We start from the raw sequence: 26,168 nt of genomic DNA, 5'->3' as shown, positions 1-26,168 counted from the left end.
ATTAGTTAACTTTTCTGTCAACTTTTTACAAAACAGATCTCAAAAGCTGGACTGCTGCGCTGTATAAATGGCTCCAACAAACCATCCCTACGAAAGAGGTCTCAAATGAAATCGATTCTGCTCTCACTTATCACATTGTTCAGTTTAAATGCCATGGCGAACACAGATGAAACCGTTGTCATCGAAAGTCGCAAAACCATCGTTGAAAAAGATTCTAGCGAACACATGCGCATGAACAAAAAAATCACCGTGCAATGGCAGCTTTTCGGATCAGGAGCTAACGGCACTTCTCAGTCGGCGATCATCGCGGGTTACCACTTGGATCGCAATTCCATTATTCAATTGGAAGCCGGCGGTGGAGGTAATTCTTTTCGCACATTTTTCAGTAGCAGCGAATACTCTTACAACAGCTACTCTGTAGGAGCGCATTTCAAAAAATTCTTAGGCAATTCTTTTTACGTAAAAACCGGCGTCGATTATCGCTCGGTCGATTATGTCTTCAACTACGGATACTCTTCTGTGAAAACAGGTTTTGAAGGAAACTCTCTCGCAGCCAGCCTCGTAATCGGAAACCAGTGGCAATGGGACAATTTCACATTGGGATGTGACTGGATTGGCCTTTCACTTCCGTTTGCCCACACGGTCACTTCTGAAACTTTGTCGGCTGATGCTGATTCCTATCACAGAGCAAACTTGGATGAGGACGAAGAGCATTATTTAAAGAATGGCTACGCACAAGCTCTCCGATTTTATGTGGGATATTCATTCTAAACTTTAAAATATCCTCTAGATCTTTTTTAAAATTTAGCCGTATACTGATTTTTAATAAACAAGGATTGGTTTCATGAAATTAGTTGCGGCTTTTTTGATTTTGTTTTCGTTCTCTCAATATACTTTCGCGCAAGATGAGGTGACTGTCGTCGATGAGCCGACTCCCAATCTTGTTTTTCGCAACTCCAGTGAACACAATCGTATGGATAAAAAATACTCCACACTTTTTCAACCCCTCGGCATCGGGTCTTCTGGTGTAGGCGAGATGGCGCTAATTCTCGGAAAACATTTAGATCGCAACGACATTATACAAGTTGAAATTTCAGAAGGCGGAACTGGAAAGGGTTGGAGGCATTCACATGCTACGCTAAGAACAAAAGTCTTCGGTCTTCATCACAAACATTTTTTTGGAAATTCTTTTTATACCAAAGCGGGACTAGATTACCGACAAGCCAAATATGATTATTATTACGACGCAAATGAAAATTACAGTTTTGAGGGCGACGGAATTGTCGCAAGCTTCGCCATCGGAAATCAATGGCAGTGGCAAAATTTTACTTTGGGATGTGACTGGGTGGGTCTTTCGGCGTCCCTCACTCGCAATATTAAAAATGAACGAATCAGTTCAACACCCTACTCGTGGGTAGAGGAACGCCTCAAGGAAGACGAAGATTTCTATTTCATGAGAAACACCCCCCAGGCCCTCCGTTTTTACGCAGGATATTCATTCTAAAGGGACCTAATTTTTAACTTATTTACCTAGGGGCTGCGCAGTATGTAGTCCCTAAGGCCAAAATAGAGCCAGAACTCTTGCTGCGGGGCTTAAATCCATGGACTCCTCCTCTGTACAGTGCTAGTTTGCCAGACGCTAGAAAAGTACTAAATCCGAAGGAGAATCACTTGGATAACTCTACTCTAAAAAATGCGAAACCTGAGGTTCTAGATTCCATCGCTAGACGTGCCCACTACTTGGCAACTCAGATGATCTGGCAAGCCAATCATCGCACTGACAAAGAAAAAGGCGACCCAAAAATCGGGGGCCATCCGGCTGCTTCAGCAAGTTCACTTCACATCATGGGTGCCTTGCACTTGCTTGTGAAATCAAGCTTCGATCATATCGCGAATAAGCCCCATGCTTCGCCAACAGATCACTCTTACAACTATCTTTTGGATCTTTTGTTGAAGAACGATTTGTCAAAATTGACTCAAGAGCAAGCCGACCAAGCGATGAACGGTCTGCGTAAATTCACTGACGGCAGTGAATTCGTATTTCAATCTTACCACTCGGCTTACGATCCTGATCACCACAACTTCTTCCCGTCTGGGACAGTGGGTATCCCACCTGTTGAAGCGGGTTACATGGCCTTGGCTTACCGCTATGCCCGTGAGCACGGTTATGAAGTGCCAGATGCCCACTTCTGGGCCGTCTGCGGAGACTCTGAATTCCGTGAAGGTTCTATGTACGAAGCGGTTCCTGACTTTGCAGAACGTGAGCTCGGTTCTTTGACTTGGATCTTGGACTACAACCGTCAATCCCTTGATGGTCACCGTATCACGAACAAAGAAATCATGAACGGAACAGACGCGGACCGCGTTGAGCGCACAATGGCTGCCAACGGTTGGGAAGTCATCCAAGTTCGTCACGGTTCTAAACGCCAAGCTTTGTTCAAAAAGAAAGACGGCGACACTTTCAAAAATTTCCTAGAGAAAGAATTGGAAGATTACGAACTTCAAGCCCTTCTTCTTGTTCAAGACATGAAGGCTTTGAAAAAAGGTATCGCAAAAGAACATCCAAACATGAAGAAGTTCTTAGAGAGCATCACGGACGAAGAATTGTTCGATGCAATCCGCGATTTCGGTGGCCACGATATGCTTGCTTTGGCAACGGCGATGGAAAAATCGAAACAATCAAAACGCAAACCAACAATCATCATCGCTCACACTTTGAAAGGTTGGGGTTTGAAAGCAGCGGCTCAACCGGGCAACCACTCTTCTTTGCCACAAGAAGAAGAAGTGAACGAATTGAAAGCAAAACAAGGCATCAAAGGTGAAAAACTTTATGAACGTTTTGCTGCAGGTTCCGTGGAAGGCAAATTCTTGGCAGCGCGTGGAGAGAAGTTGTATTCTGAAATTAAAGCGCAACACGCTTTGAAAGCGAAAAACCAAGATTACTTCTTGAAAAAACTTACTGAGTTCGGCGAAATCCCTCAGTCTTTGGACATCAACACGAAAATGACTAGCTATCCACACACACAATGGATGCTCGGTCAGTTGACAGCGAAATTGACTCGTATTTCAAACACTCCGCTGGATGAGTCTAAATTGGCTGAAAAACAAAAAGCTCTGACAGACACAGAAAAACCATTCAAACTTCCTGGCGAATTGTTCATCTCTATGGCGCCGGACGTGGGGACTTCAACGAACTTGAATCCTGCGATGGATGGTAAAATCTTCGGTGCTCCAGTTGTTCAAGACTTGGAAACTGAATTGGGCGTTAAAGACCACAAACTTCCTGACCTTGTTCCTGGCGAAGAAGTTTCAGACCGCTTCTTGCGTTTTGAAATCGCGGAAGGCAACGTGATGTCTTGCGTGGGCGCATTCGGAAAAATGCGTGATGTTTTGGGAATTCCAATCATTCCTTTGATGACGGTTTATGACTTCTTTATCAAACGTGCCTTGGACCAATACTTCTACAACCTTTACTGGAAATCTTCTTTCATCTGCGTGGGAACTCCATCTGGTGTGACTTTGTCTCCAGAAGGTGCGCAACACGGTTGGAAGTCTGACATCCAAATCCCGAACCAAATCACTTGGGAACCGTTCTTCTGCCAAGAACTTGATTGGATCCTTTGCGACACAATCAAACGTCACGTGATGAACGACAATGCGGGCCGTACAGGCACGTTGCTTCGCCTTGTGACTCGTGGTGCGGAACAAAAAGACATGCTTCACTACTTGAAAAAACAAGCTCGCTTCAAAACGGGTCTTGAAGGCTCTTTGGCTCGCGCTGAATTCCCAGTGGCTGGCGCTTTCAACGAAGAAGAGTTGGGCACATTGGAAGAAGCACAGATCATGTCTGTGATCCGTGAAGAAGTTCTTAAAGGCGCTTACTACTTGATCGATTACCGCGGTTACGCAGGTTACGAACCAGGTGACAACGTTGTGAATATCTTTGCCATGGGTTCACTGGTGACTGAAGCGATCAAAGCTTCTGAAGCCTTGCTTGCTCGCGGCATCTACGGAAACGTGATCGTTGTGACATCTTCAGATCTTTTGGTAGGTATCCAAGCTTACGAAAACGACTACGACTATTTGAAAAACGGTCTTGGCGTGAATTCGAATCTGTATTTGAGAAAATCAGACGAAGTGACTACAGGCGATCTTATCACTGTTGCGGGCAAACGCATCCCTGCGGTGAGTGTTGCTGACGGTGAAGCTGGATTGCTTGATAACATCGGTTCTATCATCGGTGTTCGCCAAGAGCCTTTGGCCGTTCGTAAACATTCTAAGTGCGGTCGTCCTTCAGAAATCTACGCTTACCATGGCATCGACGCAGAATCTGTTGTTGAAGCTTGCGGTAAAGTGTTAGCTGAAACAGCTCTAGAAAAAGTGATTGTGTCTGAAAACGCTCTCGGTGAAGCTCATCAAGCAGAGGGACGCGCAGGACACTGGACTGATCTATGGCCTGCCAAAACTCCGGTGCAAAAGCATTAAACTGGAACTAAATGAACTACAGCGAGATCGCAAAACAAGAGCTCCCCTTTGATGGGGAGTTCTTTTTAGCAAGAAACAAAAAGTACGAAGAATTGATTTTCTTCGTTCACTTTTACGAAGGAACCAAGAAACAGCTCCTTCGCCACATCAAGCTTGTGAATTCGCTTGGTTTTGATGCCTTCGCTTTTCATCTTAAAGGCAGCCACAAAGATCTTCTGTCACTCACTCTTCCTATCAGCGCTAAAGGTTCTTTCGGAACCAAACACATCTATGCTGATCAAATCGAAACTCTGCTCAATCTGATTCCGGGAAAGAAAATCATCTTTTCGTTTTCAAATCCCACGGCCGCGGCGATTGAAGCGATGGCGCGCAGGCACTGTTCGGACACGCTGGCATTGATTTGCGATAGCGGGCCCACGGCGCGTTTTATTCCTTCAGCCTACAACTTGTATAAACATGAATATAAAATGCAGCCCTTCGCTTTAAGACTCGCTCTAGCGCCGGTTTTAAGTTTGGGCTGGAGTCCGTTTCTTCATAAGGATCTGCAAAAAGATCTCAGCACTTTCCCACGTGGTTTTAAAATTCTTTCGATTCGTGGCTGGAAAGATCTTTTGATTCCGCCAAGTCACATTGATGAAGTTTTTGAACCCCATGCCCAACTGGAATGGACAAAGCTGTCTTTACCGGAAGCAGGACACCTCACGGGTCTTCGAGATTTCAAAGAAGAATATGCCCCTGCTGTTGAGAGATTCCTGAAAGACGTTGCCACTCCCCTATGATTGAGTTTGATGCGAAGGACCCTTTTCCTCTTCTGTCTTTAGACTCTTACACTTACAAAGAAGCTCAGGATCATGCGATCCTCGTCGATGAGTGGTTGGGGCTGCAAATTCAAAATTGTGAGGGGAAAGTTCGAGCTCGCTCTGCTTCCGATACCGACGTGGCTCAACAAAACTGGGAGCATCTTTCTCCCCAAGCATTTCAAACTCCCTATGTGGAAATTCGCAATATTCTGGATTTATTAAATCTATCTGCGGGAAAACACATCGTTGATCTGGGATGCGCTTATGGAAGAATGGGATTTGTTCTGGGCGCTCATTATCCGGGCGTTCACTTTCGTGGTTATGAGTTGGAGCCTGCGCGTGTTTTGGAAGCTCAACGAATTCTTGCAACCTATTCTTATACGAATATCGCAATTCATGTCGCTGATCTTGCTGCGGAAGATTTTGTTCTCCCGGAAGCCGATGTGTATTTCATTTTTGATTATGGCAGCGAAAATGCCGTTAAAAAAACACTTGGCGATCTTCAAAAAATCGCGCAAAAGAGAAGCATTGAAGTCGTGGCTCGCGGTCGCTTAAGCCGTTTTTTAATCCATAAAGAGCATCCGTGGCTGGCGGAAATCCACGCCCCGCGCCACTTTCACCATTTCTCCATTTATCAATCGTAATTGTTCGCTATAAAACCTATAGAATTTTCAAAAACGTTCTCTAAGAGATCATAATTAGCTCCAAAATGAAGTAATTTCATTTACCTACGACGATGTCCCTCATATAAGTCACTTCGTTCTCTCGCCGACTTAAATTTTCGGAGGTTTTATGAAGCCGTTCGCTATGGGTCTTTTGAGTCTGTTTATTTCCGTCTCTGCATTCGCAGAAACTCCCGCCGCATTCACTGCACTTACTTCTATTTCCTGTGAACAAGAAAATGGTGATCAGTGGTACGAAGTTGGACTTCTCCCTTTTGAAAATAAGAACGGTTACCTTATGGCTGTCGTTCTTCACGACGACAACGATCAAAGCTCTCGTCTAGTACTTGAGACTCCGGTTCAGCAAGTCGAAGGCAAGAACACTTTAGTGTTTGAAAATGCGCGCAGCACAGTTCGCCTTGTTGTTACTTACAACAACACTCGCCTTTCCAAAGGCACGCTGACAGTTCTTAAAGACGGCCCGGGCGGCCTTACTCAGGAGCTCAGCTGCTACAAACAAGGTCGCATTACTTATGATCGTATTTCAAAGCCTCAACCTCGTATTTCTGTAGGTAGCTAATACTATGAACTTACCTTTTGACACTTCATACTCAGATCTTTTGGAAATGCAAGACGCCCGCGCTTTTTTGAAAAGAGCGTTGGAGGTTCGTTACCGCAAAAAAGGTAAGATCAATCTTGCCGATTTCTCTCGTCGCGCCGGCTTTTCTTCACGCAGTTTTCTTTCAGAATATCTTGCTGGAAAAAAAGGTCTTTCTAGAGAGAGCGTGGGACAACTTAAAACGGCTTTGAAACTTCCCAAACCTTACTTGGATCTTTTTTCTTTGTTAGTTGGAAAAGACCAGCCCGAGCTTTTGGCAAGAAGACTGTCAGTGGAAGATATCGAAAAACAGATGGGTTCCATCAAAGTCTCTGTAGCTCGCCAAACAGAAGCGATGTCACAGATCAAAGATCCTAGCCGTCTTATTTCTAAACCCACTTTGTTCCGCGTTTTTGCGGCTCTGGGAACAGAAGAAGAAGGTGCAAGTCTGAGCGAAATCGCAACCCGCGCCAGCATGAGTCCTGAGAATGTGATTGAATCCCTTCAGTTCTTGATGAACGAAGGTGCCATCACAACACAAAATGGACGTTACTATGTGCGCTCACATCAAATTGATTTCCTCAAGATGTCTGATTCTTCAAGTCTTGCCGATCTTACCAGAACTTTGTGCTCGCAAATCCGCGCTGATGCCAATGAGATTGCTGCTGATTCTAAGAACTACATTTTCTACACAGCATTTTCTTTGCAATCCCATCAGCTTCCGGAATTCAAAGAAAAACTTCGTGAAGCCATCTTTGGCGTTCTTGACCAATATCAGGACGACAAAGGCGACAGCGTGCACGAAGTGTTTTTGTGCACTAAATCTTAGGCCTGCTAGACTATTTATATTCGGACACTAATCTCAAATCCCATGGAGGACGTATGAAGTCACTCGTTATGGGATTGTTCCTTAGTGTCTTTTTTATTTCATCTGCTTCGTGGGCCGGTCGCGGCTACCTCTATGAAGCCAACTTCAATCACATGGGAGATTCGTACTTGGACCGCTTGGAGTCCATGCCGACGGATCAGCTTTCATCTTTGGCCAACGACAAAAGAAATATCTGTATCCATAGATATCGCGGAATTTTGGATGACGGCGTTCTCGATATCCGTATCGCCCTTGGCTACTTCGATTGGACAACGGGAAACAATGTTTACGCAGGCCACACAAACTATGGCCTAAGCCCCTCGATGGATCTGGGAGCTTATTCTGCATTGAAACGTCTGCTGCTGACTCCCTGTTATGGCAAAGCTCGTTTCTGCGGATTCCGCCAAGATCCAAAAAACTCTTATCGCTTCCTGCGTGAAGTGCAAATTCACGGCAACAAGTATAATGCGCGAGTTGAAATTCACTTTTCTTCTGCGACAGAGTACCTGAATGCCAATCTGGTGGACTATCGAACAGAGCAAAAACAGCGCACGCAATTTATGGAAAATTATTTCGCTCGCGCTCTGCAAGAGGCTGACGCCGTTTTCTATTTCGGACACTCTCGCAATGGCGGAGGCCCGGACTTTGCGCCGCCCATTTTTATTCCCGGTCGCAACAAAGTAAATTACGACGGCTACTATGAAGTGCAAAGACCGGGATTGAAAAAAATGATTTCGGCTTTGAACAATGGTAGCAAAAAGACAGCCGTTATTGGTTTGATGTCGTGCGCTTCCCGAGATCACTTTCTCAGTCGTGTGCGTGCAGCCGCTCCAAAAACGGGCGTGATCACCTCGATGGATGTTCTGAATGTGGACGAAGTCTATACCGCGATGATTGGTGGAGCCGACGCTCTTTTACGAGGACAATGCCAGCGCAGCTTCTATCAGCAACTGCGCATGACACATAACAATCAGAAATTCATCACCATGGATGGAATGTTCGAATAAGCTCGATCTTAGACTGAAGTTAAAAAACACTCTGTTTTAGATCTTCTAAAGTGAGATGATCTAAACGGAGGTGTTTATGGTTAGCTTGGAACAGCTTCCTCATCCTGAGTTTCTGCCTTATCCCAACCACTACACGGCCGCTTTCTTTCAGAATGCCGCCGATGCCGAAAAAGCCATCACAGAGCTTGAATCGCGTGGCTATGATGAAGAGGACTTTAACGTCTTTGAAGGCGAAAAAGGCGTTGAAGCTGTGGATATTGAAGGGACTCATCACAATGTCTTAGAAAAATACATGCGCAAATTTATTAAAATTTCTGATTCTGCTGAATGGCGTTTCTTAAGCGAAGCCGATCGTGAGATCAAAAACGGTCATGTGCTTTTGTGTATTCCCACTCCTAACGATCGGCAAAAAGACGAAGTCATCGAGGTTTTTAAGAAAACAGGTGCCTATGACATTCGTTACTTCACCCCTCTTTATGTTGAAGAAGTTATGTGAGTGTATTTTACCAAGCTCGCTAAGAATATAAGCTTAACGCATCCTGCATCTGCTTAAATTTTCTTTGGAACTACAACCAAAGAAAGGATGTGTTATGGGTCTTCTTAGTTTTATGAAAAATGCCGGAGAAAAATTATTTGGCACGGAAGCCAAAGCCAATGTGGAGGCGATTAAAAAATATATTCAAGCGCAGGGTCTTTCAACGGAAGGGCTGGAGTTCTCTGTCGATGGCGATAAAGTCAAAGTCAGCGGCAAGGTGGCCGATCAAGAGACCAAAGAAAAAATCATTCTGTGCTGTGGAAATGTTCAAGGTGTGGAATCCGTGGAAGACAATATCACGGTCACAAAACCTGCCGATGAATCGCAGTATCACACGGTGGTGAGTGGCGACACTCTTTCAAAAATTTCACAGCGCTATTATGGGGACGCGAAGAAGTACAATGTGATCTTCGACGCCAACCGCCCGATGCTTTCAAATCCCGACAAAATCTATCCGGGCCAGAAACTGCGCATTCCCGCTCAAGGACCTACACAAAGACCGGGAGCCGAGAAGACTTTGTAGCCATAAACAAACAAACGGACTTCTTTTTAGTAACTCTTAATTATTGATTTTATTCGGCATTTAAGAAACTAAAACCTTGGTCTATATTTCTCATGAGCTCTTTGACTTACATATAATTTACATAGTAATTTATATGTAAATGGAGAGCTTATGAGCACCCTCGCCCTTCCCGAATTAGCAAATATCCCTTTTGTCTCTGCAGAGCACTTACAACCTCCTGCAGGTCTTTCCACAGGCGTTTCCGTTCTGGATGATTTCCTTTTATGGAGAGGAATTCCTCAAGGTGACTTGAGCCTCTTTCAAGGAATTCCTGGAACGGGAGCGACTTCACTGTGGGTGCGTATTGTGCAAAACGTGCATGCGCAAAACAAGTGGGCCGCTTGGATCAACGGCGACTCCCAATTATTTCCTGCGCACTTGGCTCATCATAAATTGAACTTAAAAAAGTTATTAGTTGTGAAAGAGCCGAAAGAAAATGAACAGCTCTTTTGGCTTTTGCAGGAATTGATCACCAGCTCCCTGTTTGAAGTGATCGGCTGCAATCTGAAAGAAATCTTTCTAAAGAACCATCAACTGCAAAAACTCAAACGCCTGTGTCGTCTGCACAAAGTGGCTTTGGTGTTTATCAACCAAAAGCCCACGAAGTTTGTGAATCCTCTTTTTAGTTTGATGGTTTTATTTCAGCGCGACTTTATCACCATTCAAAGAGCCCTTCACCGCCCTACACCTTTTAATATTGCCGGGAGTATGATCCATGCGAACTTTATGCATCAATTTAAAAACGCCGCAAGAAAGCTCCTCAGCTGAGGCTTTTTTGAGCTTAAGTCCCCGGGTGCAGTTTCGTTTTCCGCATTTTATTTTTGTGGAGATCGAATCGACTTCGCACTTCTTCGGTGGAGAGGTTGGGAGTTTAAATAAAGCTCTCGATATCGCTGGAAAGTTTTCTTCGGATGTAGCGGCGGCTATTGCTGACACTCCGGCTGCTGCACAGATGTTTGCACGCTGGAGACCTTCCTATGTCGCTCCTCGCGGAAAAGAACAAGAAGGTTTTCGTGGTTTGGGACTGGATGCCTTAAAAGATTTAGAAGGTCTGCATCCTTGGCCCCAGAAGAAGCCTATCGAACATATGATTTCGTTTTTTCACACCTTAGGTGTGCATGGTTTAGAAGACGTTCTTAATTTTCGTTCCAACTCGCTTCGCGAAAGATGGGGGGATTTCGGTGTTTTACTTTGGAATCGTTTGCACTCTCAAGACTCTCAGGTCATTTCACCTCTTGTTCCTCGCGACCCTCTTGTGGGCTATGGTTACTTTGACGATCCCATAGGAGCCGTGCCTCTCTTGATGGCGCGTTTAAAGCCCCATTTAGATATTCTCTTTGCGCGTTTGGCAGGACTTTCTCGTTATGCCCAAAAACTGGATGTGATTCTTCACTGCGAGTATTCGGATAAAAGATATCCGTTCAGCATTGAACCTGTGAGTCCCACCAGAGATCAGGAACTCTTTGAGGATTTGTTAGAGAAAAAATTATCACAGCTGATTTTGGAAAATCCCATTCGTGAGTTTGAGATTTCTTTGTTTGATGTGCCTGAAAAAGTTCAGCAGCTGGATTTCTTTGAACCTCGCGATAACACCGAGGATCGTTGGCGTCGTTTGATCAGCTTTGCCAAACAATCGCAATGTGAAATGGGTTTTTTGCAAATGGAAGCAAGCCACTTCCCCGAACAAAGCTTTCGTCTGGTGACGGATTGGCCAGAGGACTTTAAAGCCCATGACTTGGTTGAACGCCAAGACGAGGCTTTGCAGATTAAATCCGTTTACGCCAAAGGACTTTCTGTCAGTCCCCGTCCTTCTTTGTTATTGGAAAAACCTCAACCTTTGAATGCGTTTGAGGTTCAGAAACTTCGTTTTGTTTCATCTTTGCCCAGCGAGCGTATTGAGTCCTCGTGGTGGCAGATTTCTGTTCAAGAACTTAAAAATCGAGATTATTATTTTGCGCTCTCTCATCAAGGTCAGCTTCTGTGGGTTTTCAAAGATCGCATAAATTCACAGGTGTACTTGCATGGCTATTTTGATTAGTGGAAATCATAAAGTAAAACTTCCTTCGTTACCGCAAAATTCTAAGGCGATTCTTCCCGTTAAAAGGGCTGCTTGTTTTGTCGAGTTGATGGGCCGAAGTAATTTTTCTTTTCTGCAAGGAGCTTCCTCTCCTGAAGAAATGGTTCAAGAGGCCATTAAGCATGGTTACGATGGTTTAGGTATTTGTGATCTCAACGGTCTTTACGGTGTCGCGCGGGGGTTTCAAACAACTCAATCCCCTTCTCTCTTTGCGGCTTCTTTAAAAGCCAAAGAAGGTTTTCATTATCTGATTGGGTCTGAACTGACTTTGACGGATGAAACCGCGGTCACTTTGATTCCCATGAACAAACAAGGTTATTCGCATCTGTGCGAGCTTTTGACTTTAGGGAAAAGACAAGCGGCCAAAGGGTTTTCAAAACTCAGCTTGGAACAAATCGAAAAATACAATCAAGGGCTCTTGTGTTTGGCTTTGCCGCCCTGGACGGATAAACGCTACGAGCGTCTGGAAAAAATCTTTGATGATCGTCTGTATTTACCTGTGTGGCGGGATCTTACCTGGGAATCCCATGAGTTTTGCAAAGACGCATTTGAGTTGGAAGAAAAATATCAAGCGCGTCTTTTTGTCACGCAACGTCCTTTCATGCATGCGCCGGAGCGAAAAGAACTCTTTGATGTGATTACTTGCATTTTGCATCACACGACCTTGCAAGAAGCGAAGAATAAACTGATTCAAAATGGTGAGCGCTGCTTAAAGAGCATCGAAGATCTTTCTTTTTTGTGGCAAGACCGCTTAGACCTTGTGGAAAAAACTGTGGAGATCGCGGGACGTGTGACTTTCTCTTTGGATGAAATTCGCTATCGTTATCCGAACTCGAACCTCCCCGCGGGACTCACGCCCAGTGAGCATTTGCGGGATTTGGCTTGGCAAGGGGCCCGAGGAAGATATCCAGATGGCGTGCCTGAAAAAATCAGGCATATGATTAATTACGAGTTGGAGCTTATTAAGGAGCTTCAGTACGAAGATTATTTTCTGACTTTAAAAGAGATCTGCGATTTTGCCGCCAGCAAAAATATTCTCTATCAGGGGCGAGGCTCGGCGGCGAACTCGGTGGTCTGTTATTGTATTGGCTTAACGTCCGTAGATCCGACGAAAGTGGATTTGCTTTTTGAACGATTTATTTCTCGTGAACGTCGCGAGCCGCCAGACATTGATATCGACTTTGAGCACAGTCGTCGCGAAGAAGTCATTCAACATATCTATGAAAAGTACAACGAGCGCCACGCCGCCATGGTGTGCACGGTGGTTCGTTATCGCTCTCGCATGGCAATTCGAGAAACCGCTAAAGTTTTTGGCATTCCTTTAGCCAAAATTAACGAGATGATTAAATTCATGGGCCGCGATGGTTTCAGTCGTTTACTGGAACCTGCCTCTGCGGAGCGGTTTGGCCTGCCTCAAGACCAGTGGAAGATGTTTTTACACTTAGCTCACCAACTGCGGGGCTTTCCTCGTCACTTGGGAATTCACACCGGAGGATTTTTAATCACGCAAGATCCCATCACAGAAATGGTGCCCGTTGAAAAAGCCACGATGAATGGGCGTTATGTGATTCAGTGGAATAAAGATGATGTGGCTTTGCTTAAGCTGATGAAGATTGACGTTTTAAGCTTGGGAATGCTGACTTGCTTACGCAAATGTTTTGATCTTTTGAAAAATCATAAAGGTCTGCATTTTAATTTAGCCACTCTTCCCTCAGAAGATCCCGCAACTTATGAAATGATCGGCAAAGCAGACACGGTGGGAGTTTTTCAAATTGAATCCCGCGCACAGATGCAGACTTTACCGCGCATGAAGCCTGTGAACTTTTATGATCTAGTTGTCGAAGTGGCTTTGGTTCGGCCCGGCCCTTTGCAAGGGGGCATGGTTCATCCGTATTTACGCCGTCGCCAAGGTTTAGAAAAAGTCACTTATGCTCATAAACTCTTAGAACCTATTCTTAAAAAGACTCACGGGGTCCCTATTTTCCAAGAACAAGTGATGAAGATGGTGATCGCGGCGGCTGATTTTTCTCCAGGTGAAGCCGACGAACTCCGTCGGATTATGTCTTCTGCGTGGAGAAAACAATCCACCATGGATGGGATTAAAAAGCGTATTTTGGATGGTTTTGCAAAACACGGGATTACTTACGAATACGGGGAACAAATTTATAAAACCATCGAAGGTTTTGCGAATTACGGTTTTCCTGAAAGCCATGCTGCGAGTTTTGCACTGCTGACCTATGCCAGTTGTTATATCAAAAAGCATCATCCGGATGTTTTTGCCTGCGCTCTTTTAAACAGTCAGCCCATGGGATTTTACGCTCCCCGCACTTTGGTGGCCGAAGCACAACGCCATGGCGTGGAAGTTCGTCCTTTGTGCATACAACACTCTGATTACGATTACTCTCTGGAAGAAATAAGAGAAAAACAGCACGCCCTTCGGGTCGGCTTACGTTCTTTATATGGAGTGCCTGAGGTTCTGCTGCGTAGAATTGAAGAGTCCCGCAAAACACAAGGAGCTTTTAAAGATATCGCCGACTTCATTCATCGCACGGAGCTTCCGCGCAGTGCTTTGATCAAAGTGGCGGCTTCGGGAGCTCTGGAATGTTTTAACACCAATGTGCGAGAACTTATTTGGCATTTGGAAAGCCTTAGTTTGGATCAAGAAAGTTTTTTATGGGGACACCCTAAAGAACAGTTTAGTTTTGAAGATGAAGAGGACAGCGATGCCGAACATCTGCCTTTTGAATCCAATTGGGATCGCCTGCGCCGGGAATACGACAGCAAAGGTTACTCTGTGGACTCACATCCTCTGTCCGTCCTGCGCTCTTACTTAAAATCGAAGAATCAGGAGTTTATTTCCAAAAGATACGTTCCGTATTTTAATTCCGGAGATCTTCCACGCATGAAAAGCAAAACCAAGGTGCGCTTAGCGGGACTGGTTTCTGTCACGCAAAGACCGCCAACCGCCAAAGGCATGTGCTTTATTACTTTGGAAGATGAATTTGGTTTTATGAATATCGTGATCCATCCCGACGTCTATCAAAAAGACCGTCTGGCGATTTATGGGAAGTCTTTATTGGAAATTCAAGGACAGGTGGAAAAAGTGGGCGACCTCATCAACATTCGCGCCGCCCGCGTTCTTCCTTTGATTTAGATTTTAGAAATAAAATTCATCGAATTTCACGTTCTTGGATTTAAACTCGCTAGAGAGTCCGTTTTCATAGACGCGCAAAACCATATAGTCTTTGCGAATGATCAAAACTAACGGATTCATCGAGCCTAAGCCATGAACTTGATTCGGCGAAATCACGTGGGCCTGCGCTTCAGACAATGGGAAGTCCGATAGCAATGACAACATGTCGGTTTCACGCATTTTCGTTTCGAGGTTGGCGTTCATCACGGCAAAATCCAAGTCACTAGATTTAGAATAGGCCTTTCCATTGATAAAACTTCCGTAAATCACAATGGGCTTATCCGAGTGTTTTAAAAATTTATCCTGCAGACGAAGAGCCGTGAATAAAACGTCCTCCCCTTTTAAAAGAACGGGGATTTGTATTACTTCCTGAACTTTCGCATAATAGGCATCCAAGGTTTCTTCCAAAGAACGGCCTTTTTCATAAATCTGCTCACGGAAAAACTGAGGAGCATTGATTTCCTGGGAAATAATCAAATCAATGTGACGCTTGAAAGTTTTAAATGGACCGTCGTTATTGTATTTCAGTGCCTTCACTTCGTTATAGTGTTCGGCAATCATATTTAAAAGTTGCTGTTTTTTTGCCGGGCTTAGATCCTGCAAACGTGTCTTCGCCTCATCCAAGGAATGAGGTTTGTGCGTCAGCTCCGCAATACCCATGATTTTTTTGTATTTTTCAATAGCCTTTAAAATTCGTTGCGGAGAGTTGGGGTGAAGAAAAATCTCCACCTGTTCCGAGAAAACCCAGTTACAAGTCAACTGGTAGGCCTGAGCAGCCCCACTCAAAAGCATCAAGGTAAAGATTAATATCATTCTCTTCACGGCATTCCTCATATCCACAAACCCTGTCTCATGATGAGACGACTTAGGAACATCGCCCAAATGGGCGCCTCCCTGTCAATCCCCTGAACAACAGAAGGTGCTTAAAAACTTTTTAGAACCAGTACAAAAACGGGTTCTCTTTCAAAGATCAAAAAGAGCAAAAGTGGGACCCGCAAAGACAGTGACGGGGATAGATTTGTTTGGTATTCCGTAATAGATGATTCGTGAAGCTCTCACTTTTTTGTTTACCCCCATGACTCCCCTGGCGAAGAAATATGGATTTCTTTATCAATCCATAGCCCTTCAACATCGCTACGAGAGATGCAAAAAACTGTGGCTACCCCATCTGAAGAACTGCCAAGACTTATTTTTGCACGCGATCCAAAATCTTCCGCAAAAGAAATCCGTGGTTATTTTAGGAAGCTCCCATCTTCATGAAATTCCAATGCATCTTCTGGAAAAGAATTTTGCGAGCATCACACTTGTGGATGTGATTCATCCGATGAAGCATCACTGGATGGCCAAACGCAATTCCCGGCTAAAACTTATCACGCAAGACGTGACACAGAGTTTAGATAAATTAGAGTCCCTCCACTCTCTGGAAGATCTCCATCAAATGATGGACGGCCTTAAAAACCAAGACCTCTTTCACTTTGAAGCGGACTTGATTGTTTCAGGAAATCTTCTTTCTCAGTTGGCCCTTCTTCCCATTCAGGCCTTGGAGAAAAAAATAAAACGCCCTTTGTCGATTGAAGAAAAAGATCACATCTGCACAGCCTTTGCTGAAATACATTTAAAAAATCTCGAAAAGTGCAAAGGGAGAAAACTGGTTTATGCGGATCGTGAAGTCACTTACCGTGATCCTCAAGGCCATGAAATTTACAAAGGACACTATCCTGTTTCATTTGCTCATTTTACAAAAATCAAAGAATGGACCTGGCTTTTAGCCCCCTTGAAAGAAGCCTCAAAAGACTATTCAATTGAAATGAAAATGGAAGCTTACCAAACCGATTAAAACTGGACGCTATGAAGAATTTTATCTTTGCCATAACCTTCACTTTCCTTGTTCTACAAAGCTCCAGTGCTCTGGCCACGATGAAGTTTATCTATCATCCGCCTGAATCCAATCTCGACACTCGTTATAACTTTCACTGGGAAGTTCTTCGTGCCATTTTAGACGCCACGGCAAAAAAGCACGGCCCTTACGAAATGAACCCATCGGTTTTTATGACGGAGGATCGACAGCTCTCGGAAATCCAAAGAAACAAACCTCATCTGACAGTGATGATTCGCGAGACCAATAGAAATATTGAAAAAAGTCTGCTGCCCGTGCGCATTCCAATTGATCGCAATCTTATTGGCTATCGTGTTTTCTTGATTAAGAAAAATAAGCAAAAAGATTTCGATAGGATGTCATCACTGGGTGACCTTAGAAAAGTCACTCTGGGACAAGGAAAAGGCTGGGGCGACATTCCTATTCTAGAGAATGCCGGGTTCAAAGTTCTTACAGAAATTTATTACGACGACCTTTTTAAATCCTTGAATAAAGAAAAGTACCAAGCATTTCCTCGAGGCATTACCGAAGTTCACGATGAAATAGAAACGTTCAAAAAAATATATCCTCAACTCACCGTCGAGAAAAAGTTTCTGCTTTATTATCCTTTGCCGACATACTTTTGGTTTCCCAATAGCGAAGAGGGACGTTTGATGGCCCTTCGTGTGGAGGAGGGATTTAAAACCATCATCAAAAATGGCACTTATCAGAATCTCTTTGATAAGTATTACTCTTCCAGAATTATGGAGCTTAATCTGAAGAAAAGGCAGATCATTACTATCGAAAACCCACAGCTCCCTGAAACGGTTCCGTTCAAAGACAAAGAACTTTGGTATGAGCCCGTGGGTGACAGATAATTATTTTTTGATGGCGACGAAAAGGCCTTCGTAACTTGGTACGATCGCCGCTTCAAATAAAGACGGATCTGACAGACGTTCGTTGAATTCGCGCATGATCTTCACTTGTTTTTCGGAAAAGCGCTGTTGATCTGTATCGCCCCAGACCGAGCCGCTTAAGAAAATATTGTCTGCTAAAATCAATCCGCCTTTACGCAAATTGTTTTCAGCCCAAGACAGATAATCAAAATAAGCCGCTTTGTTACCATCAATAAAGACACCATCGAATGGACCGTGCGTCGACAGTTTAGAAAGCTCTTCTCTGGCATCCCCTAAAACAAGATGGATTTTCTTTTTGCTTTGATCCATTTTTTGGAAAACCTGGTTCGCCATCTCACCGTGCCTAGGTTCTTTTTCCAAAGTCCAAAGCTCACCACCCTCTGGCAGTGCCTCGAACAAATACTGCGCCGACAACCCCGTCAAAGTGCCGATCTCAACAAACTTTTTTGCGCCATGCAGATGCACGAGCGTCTTAATCAGTTGCGCCTCCGCTGGAGAAATACTGATGCGGGCCAAGCCCAGCTCTTCCGCGAATTTTCGCGATTGTAGTTTGTGCTCATTCTCTTCAACCAGAAGAGATCCCATGTACACTTCTCTGTTAGTCAACACTGTTTCACGCATAGATTTATCATCCCATAGATCTCTATTGAAGTTAACAGGAAGTTAATTTGATGCTGCCTTCCCTTCACAGTTTAATTTTACATACAACTTAAACTCATTTAGGAGGTTCCCATGAGATCTCATGTTTCCGTTTTTAAAATCACCACCGCTCTTATTTTGATGTGGACTCTGGGAGCTTGTGCCACCAAAGAAAAAGAAAAAAATAGAGAGTACATGGGTTCCACGCAAGCTCGCCCTAAATCTTCCGGCTTGTCATCGGCCTCTGAAGATCTTCGTCAAAGTACAAAATTCACAACCCTCTCACAGAACATTCGCTTCAGCGTAGGCTCGACCCAACTGTCACCGTCCAGTCGCCGCGCCTTGAATGAGATCGCGAGTGAAATCAAAAAATCTGAAAACTCTTTTGGGAAAATCCGCATCGCAGGTCTTGCCGATCCCACAGGAGATGCTCAACGCAATCAAAAACTTTCCCAGGCTCGCGCTGAAAGAGTTCGAAACTATTTGATTTCTCGTGGAGTTCCTGAAGGAAAACTAGAAGCCGTCGGCAAAGGTCCGGTCAGCTCGGATTCTATGGCTTCCGCAACCCAAAATGCCCGCGACCGCCGCGTGGATTTTGAGATTGTCGAATAAAACGAAAGACGGCAAGATGTGGGGCTATGAACCCACTTCTTGTTTTTGATCTTGATGGCACATTGATTGACTCTGCTCCCGATATTATCGTGGCAGTGAACCGCACTTTGCAAAATCACGGCAAAAGGACTTTAAGTGACGAAGTGATCATCTCGCACATTGGTGAGGGACTGAAAAAACTCATTGCGGATCTTTTCCTCGAAGACAACCTTGAGCCTGCGCAAATCGTTGAACTCGAAATGGAATTTCTTCGTATTTATGAATCCGAGATGTTTAATAAAACTCAGATTTTCCCTGGCGTTGAGAATTTTCTTCATAACTACCAAGGTCCCATGGCCATCATCACCAACAAAAATGAGGGTCCCGCAAAGGCCCTTCTCACGCATCTAAAATTAGACCGTTTTCCCTGGGTGAATGTCTTTGGAGCCGATACCTTGGAAGAGCGCAAGCCCAGCCCTCTGCCTCTGCAAACTATGATGAAACTCGCAGGCCATACCCCAGAGAATACTTATATGATCGGTGACGGAATTCCCGATGTTCTTTCAGCTCTCAGAGCCGGGGTTCCCTCTATCGCCATTGGCTTTGGTTACACTTCAATTCCGCTCCTAGAAAAATATGAGCCCCGAGGAGTTCTGAACCACTATCACGAGCTTCCTCAGCTCCTACAAAAACTCTCGCAGAAAACATGACGCATACTCGCTAGAAAAAAGGACCTGGCACCCTTTTGTGGACTTGCCTCAGGGCGGCGTGAACTATATAAGATGGAATTTCAAATGGGGGTGATCTCCGGTGAGCGATCTTCTTTTAGAGGTTCAAAATCTTAAAACGCGCTTTAAAACCGACGACGGTGCTTTTTTCGCCGTTGACGACGTAAGCTTCTCTGTCAAAAAAGGACAAACCCTTGGAATCGTTGGAGAATCTGGTTGCGGAAAATCCGTAACGTCTCTTTCAGTCATGCGTTTGATTCAAAAACCTGGGAATATCGAATCCGGTAAGGTGCTCTTTAAAGGCCAAGATCTTTTGGGTCTTTCGGACAACAAAATGAGAGAGATTCGCGGCAATGAAATCGCGATGATCTTCCAAGAACCTATGACTTCTTTGAATCCGGTTTACACGATCGGCGATCAAATCGAAGAAGCGATTTTGTTGCATCAAAAAGATTTGAATAAACAACAAGCTCGTGAACGCGCCATTGAAATGCTTCGCAAAGTGGGTATCCCGGCTCCAGAAAAGCGTTTCCATGAATATCCGCACCAACTTTCGGGCGGTATGAGACAACGTGTGATGATCGCAATGGCGATCAGTTGCAACCCAGAGCTTTTGATTGCCGATGAACCAACAACGGCTTTGGACGTTACTATCCAAGCGCAGATTTTGGATTTGATGCGCAAACTGCAAAAAGATTTCGGCGCAGGGATGATCTTGATCACCCATGATCTTGGCGTTGTCGCAGAGATGTGCCAAGAAGTGGCCGTGATGTATGCAGGCCGTGTTGTGGAGTTCGGAACTGTCGAAGATATTTTCTATCGTCCAAAACATCCTTACACAAAAGGTCTTTTGGATTCGATCCCGCACTTTGAAACAGGTCACAAACTTGAGCATCTTAAAACAATCAAAGGCATGGTTCCAAGCCCTCTCAACCTTCCTAAAGGTTGCAGATTCGCGGACCGTTGCCCTTATGTTCAAGACGACTGTCGCGCAGCTTATCCTAATCTAGAGAATCTTCGCGGAATCCACAAAGTGGCTTGCTACCACCCATTGTCTGAAGAGGTAAAATAATAATGAGCACTCCTCTTTTGAAAGTTGAAAACGTCACTAAAAGATTCCCTATCTATGGTGGTCTTTTCAGTCGTGAAGTTGCGGCTGTTCAAGCTGTTCAAGGTATTTCGTTTGAGTTGAACAAAGGTGAAACTTTGGGTCTTGTGGGTGAATCCGGTTGCGGAAAATCCACTTTGGGCCGTTGCTTGATCCGTCTTCATGACACGACTTCTGGAAAAATTATTTATAACGGTAAAGACATCACGCACATCGAAGGTGAAGAACTTCGCGATATGCGTAAGAAGATGCAAATCATCTTCCAAGATCCGTTTGCTTCTTTAAATCCACGTATGACGATCGGTTCAATCCTTGAAGAGCCGCTCATTATTCACAATCTTTATAACTCTGCCAAGGACCGTCAGGATCGCATCTCTGAATTGATCGACCTTGTGGGTCTGCGCCGTGAACACTTGAGCCGCTATCCCCATGAGTTTTCAGGGGGACAACGTCAACGTGTGGGCATTGCGCGCGCTTTGGCAGTCAACCCTGAATTGATCGTGTGTGACGAGCCTGTTTCTGCTTTGGACGTATCTATCCAGGCTCAGGTCATCAATCTTTTGATGGAGCTTCAACAGAAGCTCGGCCTTACTTACATCTTTATCGCCCATGACTTGAAAGTCGTTGAACACGTTTCAACAAAAGTAGCAGTGATGTACTTGGGTAAAATCGTTGAGATGGCGGAAGCTGAAGAGCTTTACCGCAATCCGAAACATCCCTATACCAAAGCCTTGATGTCCGCGATTCCGGTTCCAGATCCTCGCCGTAAAGACGAGCGTATCATTTTGACTGGTGATGTTCCGTCGCCAATCAATCCTCCAACGGGTTGTCATTTCCACCCTCGTTGCCCTATGGCGATTGAGGATTGCAAGACTATCGTCCCGCCTTTGGAAGAAAAAGCAAAAGACCACATCGCAGCCTGCATCCGAGTGTAAAGAACTTACCTGATTTTTCCGATAACTCCCTAAGAAATGTGTTACTTGGGGAGTTTATGAAAACACAGGGAAAAGTTTGGATTATCTACGACGCTGAGACAAAAACACAGACGAAACCTATGTCTGTGGTTCAAGCTCAAGTCACCCTGCTTTCATTAGCTGACAAAAACCCCGGGAAATATTTTCTGTGGACTCCAGGTTGGGAAGAGTGGGTTTGCGTTCGTGAATTCCTTGAATCCGATCAGAAGTATTTCGTGATTACCCAACCACCAAAACCTGCCGAAGTTCATCTTTCTCAGGACACTCTGACGGCAACACAAAATGCTCCGGCGACGAACAATCCAGACAGTCCTTACACCCAAGTGGTTGTAGGCGATATGCCGATGAAACAACAAGAAATCGGTGGCTATCACATTAAGGACTTCAATGGTGATGAGCTGGATCTGGCTAAAATTAAAAAAGTAAAACCAGATATTTCCACGAAGAAGAAAATCTCTGAAACTCCAAAAGAAGAACCGAGTGGAGCGGATCGCCGTCGCGATCCCCGTCACAACTTTAAAATTGAAGTTGTTCTGGTTTCGAAAATTCGTTCTTTCCGCACGCACTCTAAGAATATTTCTTTAAGCGGAACGATGCTTGAAGATGAAATCCCCCGCGATTTCCTCAACAAACCTTTTGATTTGATTATCGTCAATCCATTTGAAGCTGACCCTTCCAAAGCCCGCCTGCTTTTTAGAGCGAAAATCGTAGGTGATATGACCGATCCTCGCCGTCTGATGTTCATTGAACAAGACGTGGCGATGACGTTGCGTTTGGATGCTTTGTTAAAAGCGTATGTGGCTTATCAAGATCAGGTTCGCAGAAGCGCTGGTTAAAAACTACCAACCCAATCCCACACTTAAAGTCAGACCGCTAAGATCGAAGAGCTCTTGTCCAGCAAGACGCGTTTGTTCTTGGCGATAACTCATTTCTAGAGTGCCCATATAGTGTTTGCCAGCGCCGGAGCCAAAGACCATCTCCACACCCATCAAAGCGCTGTAACCGTAGCTCGCCGCTTGTTGATTGGTTTTAAGATGTGTCGTCGTTGTCGCACTTGTCGCAAGATTCATAAGATTGTAGCTCACGAAACCTCCCGCTCCTAAGTAGACATTCGTTCCCATATCACGACGTGAAATCGGAAAAAGAAGGCCTCCGATTTCACCGTGACCGAAATAGAGATTGTATTGAGCGGTCACTGAATCCGAACCGTCCTGAAACTTTTGCGAACCCGTCGAAGTTCCAAAACGTCCTTTGATATAACCGCGAAAGATATTTCCTCCGCCATCGCGGAAGAACTCGACTCCGTAACCTGGACTTCCTTTACCTAAGGATTTGTTTTCTTCACCGGAATAATAGGTTTGAAAGAAGTTGATCTTCGTCGTGCGAAAATCACCTTCACCCGCAGAAAAAGATTTGTGTGGAGCGAGAACTCCACACAAAAATGCGAATAAAATTTTTCCGATTTCGCGATTGATCACCAAAACGCACCACCAAAGTCTTGGCACCTGTTAAGATGCTTTAAAAAAATATCGGAGCATGAAGCGGAAAGTGAACAAGACCTCCATCACGATTCTCATTAATTTACGGTGGGATTAAATTGTAGACTCGTAATGAAACATTTTTAGTCTAGATTTCCGGATTTTAAATCAAGAGTCCTTAACATCAATCCGATATCTTATTTTGAAGCACGTTAAGGAGAAAACAATATGAGTACAGTGAAGTACTTCGTTCTCTTGGGATCTCTCACAGCACTAGTAACCGCTTGTCAGCCGCCTCCAGTTGAAGAAGACGAAGTGTCTTCGCAATCGACTCGTTATCTTTATGTAGCATCGGGTTTGTGTTATTCAGGCACCGGCAATACGACATATACAGGAGCCACGGCTTCGAATGTGATTTTCAAGGTGAATTTAAACACTGGCACTTATGAAGGTCGCGTTGCTGACTTCACAAAAGCGACAGAGGCAACAGGAACAACTCCGGTCAGCATCGCAAACTATGACAGCACTCATATGATGGTTCTGCTTGAGCACTCAGGACAAAGACGTATTGAGTTGATCGAAAAGAAACTCGATGGCGCAAGACAAACTTTCTACAACAACACTTCGACAACTGCACCGATTGGCGCCCTTCAATCCGCTGCTAAGTTTATTATGACTGCGGCGGATGGATTTTTAATCAGCAGAACAACGGCTATTGAAAAGTTGGATTCTGGCAAAGGTCGACAAATCGGCACAGGTACGAATGCGTGGGTGCAAGGGCCTGGCGGCGCTTGCTCTACTTCGACAGTGAATATCACGTCCTTACTGACCTATCCAACAGCAACAAATGCCTCGGGATATAATATCGTTTACACTCATTCACAGAATGCGTCGTCTGCGACGAACAACCGCATCGGTGTTATCAATGGAGCCACTGGTTGGAATGGTTCCTCGGGCTGCCTTGACGATCAGTCGACGGTGGGAGCAACCGCTTATCCAACGGCCTCCGCTTACATGAGTGCATTTAAAAGAATTGTCGTCTCTTATGCGGGAACGAATGTGGCTTTGCAAAACTCTTTGCACACATACGCTATTGATGACACGGCCACATCCAATATCATCAGTGATCCAGTGAATGGTTATGAAAATCCAAGTGCCATTTATGGTGCGTCGGCGATGACCTATGACGAAGAAGAAGGATATCTGTACGTCGCAACAGGTGGCGCAGTGACGACAAACTTCACGACTGGAAACGTACCTTATAATATTGAAAAATTCAGCTTCAACCCTACTGATAAAACCTTCACACGGGTGGGCAGCACGACTTTCTATCCAGGCAATATGGAAACTCGCTGTATCTCTTCTATGTTCGTTGGAAATTAAAAATTAAAAATGAAACTCGCCGGGCTCTTTACGGACTCCCCGGCGAACTTCAAATAGATCTCATTTTGAGAATTCTTCCTGCATCTTCTTTCGATTCCTCAGTATCTCGCCGATAATATGGATACCTAAAAGGTATGGGGGAATGGTATGTCGCGCTTTCCAGTGGGTTTGCGTTTCTTGGTCGTTTTGGTATCTTCGTTCTCACTGATCATCTGCTTTCAAAACTGCGGAAAAAATTTGAGTGCCCTCGATGAAACACAATCAGATTTGAGCAGTTCTTCAGTTCCCTCAGAGGAGCCTCCGGTGATGGAACCTCCCCCAGGAAAAGTTAAAAGAGATGCCGGACAAAAAGTTCTTTCCGTTATTGAAGACGATGATCTGACGTTAGAGGTTCCACCTGAAGTCTTGGCGATGACGGACAAACCCACCGTCCAATGGAAATACTCCACTGGTGGCGTTACGACAGAATTCCCAAATAGAACTCCGAAAAGCGTCTTCAAAAATATTTCGTTAGCGGGCGCCGGTGAATACACCGCAACTCTTGAAGACAAAGAAAGCATTGTCACATTTAAATTTAAAGTGTCGGTTGAAAAGAATCTTAATAAAATATTTCACACGGCTCTTCATTGGGAGCCGTTGACGCCAGGACCTCAGTTTGAAAAAGCCCTCGGCGGTCTTTTAGGAGGCTGTACTAAGGCCATCGACGAACTCGCTAACGCCAAAAGACCTTTGTCCTTCGTGGATGAAGGTGTGATTTCCTCTGCTGCTCGAACTGAGAGTATTGCCTTATCTAATTTTTGGAAAGATGCTCTTCCAAGACTTGGATATTGCGCGCACTTTGCAGATAACAATATAGCTATTCAATCTCAAGATGCCGTCATTCGCTATTTTCTCGAAGTCGCCAAAGCTTATAAAGGTGGTTTGAATACGAATAAGACCTCTGACAATGATGATCCTGGAAATCCCATCAATGAAAGACACATAATAGCCCTCTTATACGGTGTGGATTTGGTCTATGAATTCATGACCGATGCGGAACGCGCGATTGTAAAAAAATTCGCTAAAGACACCGAGGCACGCGTTAAAAAATTTATGGGGACCCTGAAGGCAACAGACTCACGCCGTAAAAATAATTGGACGCTGGATGCTTTGGTTCTGCGCTCTTATCTTGCCCTGTTATCGCAGGACAACAACCTTATCCTCACCGCTCAAAAAGAATTGAATCAAGCCGTCTATAGTCAATATACAGTTCCTGCAGGTTGGTCTCCTAGAAGCTGCGCCAACATCAAAAGCGTTGGTTTTTATGGCAGTTACGATTTCCAAGAACGCGATGCCCTTACGTATCACACCAAAGGTATCGGAATCGTAGCGCAGTTCGCAGCTCTGAAACCAAACTTTCTTAGTGGCTCTGCAAAAGCAGCTCTGAACACAGCAATTAATGTCACAAAAGACTATGTCTTAGGAACAAAGACTCATAAAGAGTTCGTTTGTACGACCGTACAGTTTGATAAAGATCGTCAGAAAGCGGGAGTTGCGGGATTTAATGGAGCGTGGGTGCCATTGAATGCAAAACACGATTATCGCTTTGCCCGTATTGTCTTTCCGGATATTAAAAGCTGGACGACGATTTATACAAGCGATGCTTATGCAGCTTGGGTCAAAGTTTTTGTTTCCGGACGCGGCGATGTTATCGTTTATCCGTAAATAG

The 26,168-nt window shown here is 44.6% G+C and carries 25 protein-coding genes; 22 read left to right on the top strand and 3 right to left on the bottom strand.

Features of this window, described 5'->3' with window-relative positions:
- Positions 1 to 105 precede the first annotated feature (105 nt).
- From ACL934_RS02240 to ACL934_RS02180, 13 genes are all read left to right on the top strand, one after another.
- Positions 106 to 771, top strand: coding sequence for a hypothetical protein (locus ACL934_RS02240; RefSeq protein WP_374077267.1), 666 nt, complete (start codon positions 106 to 108; stop codon positions 769 to 771).
- A 73-nt stretch (positions 772 to 844) separates the two neighbouring features.
- Positions 845 to 1,504, top strand: coding sequence for a hypothetical protein (locus tag ACL934_RS02235; protein ID WP_374077265.1), 660 nt, complete (start codon positions 845 to 847; stop codon positions 1,502 to 1,504).
- Between the two features lie 167 nt (positions 1,505 to 1,671).
- On the top strand, positions 1,672 to 4,485 hold the full coding sequence (locus ACL934_RS02230) for a pyruvate dehydrogenase (RefSeq protein WP_374077263.1): 2,814 nt from the start codon (positions 1,672 to 1,674) through the stop codon (positions 4,483 to 4,485).
- Between the two features lie 11 nt (positions 4,486 to 4,496).
- Positions 4,497 to 5,264 carry a hypothetical protein gene (locus ACL934_RS02225; RefSeq protein WP_413612980.1) on the top strand — a complete coding sequence of 256 codons (768 nt, stop codon included), beginning with the start codon at positions 4,497 to 4,499 and terminating at the stop codon, positions 5,262 to 5,264.
- Positions 5,261 to 5,929: an SAM-dependent methyltransferase gene (locus ACL934_RS02220; protein ID WP_413612979.1), complete on the top strand. Its 669-nt coding sequence runs from the start codon at positions 5,261 to 5,263 to the stop codon at positions 5,927 to 5,929. Before ACL934_RS02225 ends, ACL934_RS02220 begins: the two co-directional genes overlap by 4 nt.
- Positions 5,930 to 6,077: 148 nt before the next feature.
- Positions 6,078 to 6,527: a hypothetical protein gene (locus ACL934_RS02215; RefSeq protein ID WP_413612978.1), complete on the top strand. Its 450-nt coding sequence runs from the start codon at positions 6,078 to 6,080 to the stop codon at positions 6,525 to 6,527.
- Positions 6,528 to 6,531: 4 nt separating this feature from the next.
- Positions 6,532 to 7,374 (top strand): hypothetical protein, encoded by an 843-nt coding sequence (locus ACL934_RS02210; RefSeq protein WP_413612977.1) that lies wholly within the window; start codon positions 6,532 to 6,534, stop codon positions 7,372 to 7,374.
- A 53-nt stretch (positions 7,375 to 7,427) separates the two neighbouring features.
- Positions 7,428 to 8,420: a hypothetical protein gene (locus tag ACL934_RS02205; RefSeq protein ID WP_413612976.1), complete on the top strand. Its 993-nt coding sequence runs from the start codon at positions 7,428 to 7,430 to the stop codon at positions 8,418 to 8,420.
- Positions 8,421 to 8,496: 76 nt separating this feature from the next.
- Positions 8,497 to 8,916, top strand: coding sequence for a hypothetical protein (locus ACL934_RS02200; RefSeq protein WP_374077251.1), 420 nt, complete (start codon positions 8,497 to 8,499; stop codon positions 8,914 to 8,916).
- Between the two features lie 94 nt (positions 8,917 to 9,010).
- Positions 9,011 to 9,478 carry a peptidoglycan-binding protein LysM gene (gene lysM / locus ACL934_RS02195; RefSeq protein WP_413612975.1) on the top strand — a complete coding sequence of 156 codons (468 nt, stop codon included), beginning with the start codon at positions 9,011 to 9,013 and terminating at the stop codon, positions 9,476 to 9,478.
- 150 nt (positions 9,479 to 9,628) lie between these two features.
- Entirely contained in the window at positions 9,629 to 10,285 is a 657-nt protein-coding gene (locus ACL934_RS02190; RefSeq protein ID WP_413612974.1) for a recA protein, read from the top strand.
- Positions 10,286 to 10,310: 25 nt separating this feature from the next.
- A complete protein-coding gene (locus ACL934_RS02185) occupies positions 10,311 to 11,555 on the top strand; it encodes a hypothetical protein (RefSeq protein ID WP_413612973.1) in 1,245 nt (414 codons plus the stop codon).
- Positions 11,539 to 14,748, top strand: a complete 3,210-nt coding sequence (locus tag ACL934_RS02180; protein WP_413612972.1) for an error-prone DNA polymerase — start codon at positions 11,539 to 11,541, stop codon at positions 14,746 to 14,748. Before ACL934_RS02185 ends, ACL934_RS02180 begins: the two co-directional genes overlap by 17 nt.
- 3 nt (positions 14,749 to 14,751) lie before the next feature.
- Here the strand turns inward: ACL934_RS02180 and ACL934_RS02175 are convergent, their stop codons facing one another.
- Positions 14,752 to 15,609 carry a hypothetical protein gene (locus tag ACL934_RS02175; protein ID WP_413612971.1) on the bottom strand — a complete coding sequence of 286 codons (858 nt, stop codon included), beginning with the start codon at positions 15,607 to 15,609 and terminating at the stop codon, positions 14,752 to 14,754.
- A gap of 241 nt (positions 15,610 to 15,850) precedes the next feature.
- Here ACL934_RS02175 and ACL934_RS02170 point away from each other — a divergent pair, with 241 nt between their 5' ends.
- Both ACL934_RS02170 and ACL934_RS02165 read left to right on the top strand, forming a co-directional pair.
- Positions 15,851 to 16,624, top strand: a complete 774-nt coding sequence (locus ACL934_RS02170) for a hypothetical protein (protein WP_374077239.1) — start codon at positions 15,851 to 15,853, stop codon at positions 16,622 to 16,624.
- A gap of 11 nt (positions 16,625 to 16,635) precedes the next feature.
- Positions 16,636 to 17,520, top strand: a complete 885-nt coding sequence (locus ACL934_RS02165) for a hypothetical protein (RefSeq protein ID WP_413612970.1) — start codon at positions 16,636 to 16,638, stop codon at positions 17,518 to 17,520.
- Here ACL934_RS02165 and ACL934_RS02160 read toward each other — a convergent pair whose 3' ends face one another.
- Positions 17,521 to 18,180: an O-methyltransferase gene (locus tag ACL934_RS02160; protein WP_374077235.1), complete on the bottom strand. Its 660-nt coding sequence runs from the start codon at positions 18,178 to 18,180 to the stop codon at positions 17,521 to 17,523.
- Between the two features lie 111 nt (positions 18,181 to 18,291).
- On the opposite strand from ACL934_RS02160, the gene ACL934_RS02155 reads away from it, so the two are divergent.
- From ACL934_RS02155 to ACL934_RS02135, 5 genes are all read left to right on the top strand, one after another.
- Complete coding sequence (locus tag ACL934_RS02155; RefSeq protein ID WP_374077233.1) at positions 18,292 to 18,810, top strand: OmpA family protein; 519 nt, start codon at positions 18,292 to 18,294, stop codon at positions 18,808 to 18,810.
- Positions 18,811 to 18,836: 26 nt separating this feature from the next.
- The gene (locus tag ACL934_RS02150; protein ID WP_374077231.1) at positions 18,837 to 19,499 is read left to right on the top strand and encodes an HAD family hydrolase; all 663 of its coding nucleotides are present in this window, start codon (positions 18,837 to 18,839) and stop codon (positions 19,497 to 19,499) included.
- 100 nt (positions 19,500 to 19,599) lie between these two features.
- Entirely contained in the window at positions 19,600 to 20,589 is a 990-nt protein-coding gene (locus ACL934_RS02145) for an ABC transporter ATP-binding protein (protein ID WP_374077229.1), read from the top strand.
- 2 nt (positions 20,590 to 20,591) lie between these two features.
- Positions 20,592 to 21,560 (top strand): ABC transporter ATP-binding protein, encoded by a 969-nt coding sequence (locus tag ACL934_RS02140; protein WP_374077227.1) that lies wholly within the window; start codon positions 20,592 to 20,594, stop codon positions 21,558 to 21,560.
- 56 nt (positions 21,561 to 21,616) lie between these two features.
- A complete protein-coding gene (locus tag ACL934_RS02135; protein WP_374077226.1) occupies positions 21,617 to 22,435 on the top strand; it encodes a PilZ domain-containing protein in 819 nt (272 codons plus the stop codon).
- A gap of 3 nt (positions 22,436 to 22,438) precedes the next feature.
- Here ACL934_RS02135 and ACL934_RS02130 read toward each other — a convergent pair whose 3' ends face one another.
- Positions 22,439 to 23,080: a hypothetical protein gene (locus tag ACL934_RS02130; protein WP_413612969.1), complete on the bottom strand. Its 642-nt coding sequence runs from the start codon at positions 23,078 to 23,080 to the stop codon at positions 22,439 to 22,441.
- A 225-nt stretch (positions 23,081 to 23,305) separates the two neighbouring features.
- On the opposite strand from ACL934_RS02130, the gene ACL934_RS02125 reads away from it, so the two are divergent.
- Positions 23,306 to 24,460: a hypothetical protein gene (locus tag ACL934_RS02125; RefSeq protein ID WP_413612968.1), complete on the top strand. Its 1,155-nt coding sequence runs from the start codon at positions 23,306 to 23,308 to the stop codon at positions 24,458 to 24,460.
- A 147-nt stretch (positions 24,461 to 24,607) separates the two neighbouring features.
- Positions 24,608 to 26,164, top strand: coding sequence for a hypothetical protein (locus tag ACL934_RS02120; RefSeq protein ID WP_413612967.1), 1,557 nt, complete (start codon positions 24,608 to 24,610; stop codon positions 26,162 to 26,164).
- Positions 26,165 to 26,168: the final 4 nt, after the last annotated feature.

It is taken from the genome of Bdellovibrio sp. HCB-110 (assembly GCF_047323225.1).
Classification (GTDB): Bacteria; Bdellovibrionota; Bdellovibrionia; order Bdellovibrionales; family Bdellovibrionaceae; genus Bdellovibrio.
This window is presented reverse-complemented; position numbering and strand designations above follow the sequence as displayed.